Here is a 2,164-nt window from a genome sequence, read left to right as displayed (position 1 = left end):
GCCGTGGTCAGTCCGGGTCAGCCGGGGTCAGCCGGGGTCAGCCGGGGTCAGCCGGGGTCAGCCGGGGTCGCGCAGGAGCGCGTGCTCGTGCGCGAAGACGACGATCTGGACCCGGTCGCGCAGCGCCAGCTTGCGCAGGATCGCGCCCACGTGTGTCTTCACGGTCGACTCGCTCGCGAAGACGAGGGCGCCGACCTCGGTGTTGGACAGGCCCCTGGCGACCGCGCCGAAGATCTCCCGCTCCTTGTCGGTCAGCCCGAGGTATGCCGCGGGCGTCGGTGTGGGGGTGCGGAACTGGTGGTCGAGGAGGGTCGAGAGATCCTCCGGCGCGAGGACGGCGTTGCCCGCGTGGACCGTCCGGATCGCGTCCCGCAGCAGGAGGGGGGTCGTGTCCTTGAGGAGGAACCCGCTGGCCCCCGACCGGATCGCGGTGGCCGCCCGGTCGTCGAGGTTGAAGGTCGTCAGCACGATCACCCGCACCGGCTTCTCGCGTCGGGCGACCCGGTCGGCGAGGAAGATCTGCCGGGTCGCCTCCACCCCGTCCATCTCGGGCATCCGGATGTCCATCAGCACGACGTCGGGGTGCAGCTCGTCGACCAGTCGGACGGCCTCGACGCCGTCACCGGCCGAGCCGACCACGGCCATCCCCTCCTGAGCGTCGACGATGACCCGCACCCCCTCGCGGAAAAGGTGTTGGTCGTCGACGAGGAGGACCGAGATGTCCTCTCCCACAGGGTCGCTCATGCGCCTGACGACCGGACCGGCACCCAGGCCGTCACGGTGAACGTCGGGTCCGGCCCCTCACTGCGACGGCGCACGTCGAGCCGGCCACCCACCGACTCGAGACGGCGCCGCATACCCTCGATGCCCTGACCACCCTGCTCGGCGACCTCGGGGACCTCGGGGACCGGGGCCGCGCGGGCCTGTTCGGCGTTGCGGACCTCGATCCGCAGGTCACCCTCCCAGCTGCCGTCGGGTCAGTGCCGCTCGACGTGGACGGGCCGGTCCGGGCGGCCGTGCCGCACGGCATTCGTCAACATCTCCTGCAGCACCCGGTAGGCGACGGCGGCGAGCTCGGGCGGCAGCGGCCTCGGCGCGCCCACCTCCGAGTCGATGATCTCGCGGCCGCTCGAGCGGACCCCTTCGACGAGGCGGTCGAGGTCTGCCGCCCGCGCGGCCGTCTGCTGGGTCGCCGTCTGCTGCGTCGCCGACAGGACCTGCCTGACGTCCTGGAGCGAGGACCGGGCCGAGTCGGCGATCGTGGCCATCGTCGCCTTGAGGGCCGCCGGGTCGTCGTCGCGGAGGTACTGCGCCGACTCCGCCTGCGCGAGGATGACGGCCAGCGAGTGCCCGACGACGTCGTGCACGTCGTGGGCCAGCCGGGCCTGCCCTTCCCGCAGGCGGGCGATCTCGCGCGCCTGCTCGGACTCCCGCTGGGCGCTGGCGACGTCCGCTTCGGCCAGCCCGAGCGACACCCTCGAGGCGCGGGCCCGGTCCCATGACCGCATCGCCAGGCCGACGGTCCACGGGATCCCGAGGATCGCGACTCCGGAGACCGCGCCCCAGATCTCCGGCCGGTTCAACCCGGCGGCGGCCGCCGGGAACAGGCGCGACGAGGCGGCGTTCGCCGACAGGAGGATGAAGCCGGAGCCCATGAAGACGACGCCGATGACCGCGGCCATCGGGATCGACAGGCCGGCGAGCCACACCGTGCCGAGGCCACCCCACCGGGCCGTCGCGAAAGCCACGACGACGACCACGAGCTCCGTGACCAGGGGGCGGATCCCGGTCGCCATGTGGAAGCCCCCGACCAGCCAGACGAGGCCGAGGGCGAGTCCTGGCCACCGCCGACTGAGTCCGACTGCTCCCGCGAGGAGCAGGGTCACGGCGAGGTAGTGCCCCAACCCGGACGTGCCGAAGGACCGTGTCGTGACGGCCTCGGCCGGCCCGAGGACGGCCACGACCCCGGCCAGGACCACCCAGGGCACCCACTCACCGTGCGCCAGGGAAGGCGCGATCTCGGGTGATGTCTCGAGGCGAGGGGTCAGGGTGGCCATGTCCCCCACGCTAGGCGCCGTCGACGCTGCCGGACCTCCTCCTCAGGTACCGCGACCCGAGCCCGGCGGCCGACATCGCGCATCTGCGGCCGGGTCGCGCACCTGGG

At 73.2% G+C, this 2,164-nt stretch carries 2 protein-coding genes; both read right to left on the bottom strand.

The genetic code is table 11. The annotated features are described in order from the left end of the window. Positions 1-57 precede the first annotated feature (57 nt). Positions 58-744, bottom strand: coding sequence for a response regulator transcription factor (locus Q0R63_RS17860; RefSeq protein ID WP_295700315.1), 687 nt, complete (start codon positions 742-744; stop codon positions 58-60). Between the two features lie 233 nt (positions 745-977). Further along, positions 978-2,057 (bottom strand): histidine kinase, encoded by a 1,080-nt coding sequence (locus Q0R63_RS17855; RefSeq protein ID WP_295700312.1) that lies wholly within the window; start codon positions 2,055-2,057, stop codon positions 978-980. Positions 2,058-2,164 lie beyond the last annotated feature (107 nt).

The organism is Lapillicoccus sp., assembly GCF_025353065.1.
Classification (GTDB): Bacteria; Actinomycetota; Actinomycetes; order Actinomycetales; family Dermatophilaceae; genus Lapillicoccus.
Note: the sequence above shows the minus strand (reverse complement) of the source record. Positions and strands in the feature narration are given on the sequence as shown.